The organism is Novosphingobium percolationis, from assembly GCF_020179425.1.
GTDB classification, from domain to species: Bacteria; Pseudomonadota; Alphaproteobacteria; order Sphingomonadales; family Sphingomonadaceae; genus Novosphingobium; species Novosphingobium percolationis.
The window spans coordinates 1-489 of sequence record NZ_JAILYM010000029.1; the positions used below are offsets into that span (position 1 = coordinate 1).

Genomic DNA, 489 nt, shown 5'->3' on the forward strand with positions numbered 1-489 from the left:
GGAGCAGTTTGTTGCTCGAAATAGCCGACAGTAGAGGCCGGCCCCTGCCCACCCTCGGATGAAGGAAGTAGATCGGCATTGATCACGTCAGCATGGTTGAGCGCCATGCCATGCGAATAGCCCCTGTAGAGCCTCAGCGTGGGTTTCTTCACCAGCTTGGCTGACAGCAAGTTGGCGTGTCGGAGCGTGACCCGGGAAATGCTGGTCAATTCGGCTTGCGCACATCAAAGGCTTGCAAGCCCCGCCGCACGCCGTCTCGGCTACCTACCAGATCGAACCAGGCCTTGAGGCGTCCAAGCCGATCCCATGCCACGCTAGCCTCGCTAGCCCGTGCAATCGTATAGCCGGCGATATCCGCTAGGCCCAACTTGAACAGTGCTTTTGGAAAAGGCATTTTTGTTCAATGACATGCACGCACCGGCGCGAGTGTTACCACTACATTTTTGGGTTTGGTTGAGCTTGCAGAGGCTTAGGTTCGCGGCGGCAGTT

1 pseudogene is annotated in these 489 nt (G+C 57.3%); it reads right to left on the reverse strand.

Annotated features, from left to right (window positions below):
- A pseudogene (locus K3A84_RS20265) lies at positions 1-209 on the reverse strand (hypothetical protein); the annotation flags it as partial.
- Positions 210-489: the final 280 nt, after the last annotated feature.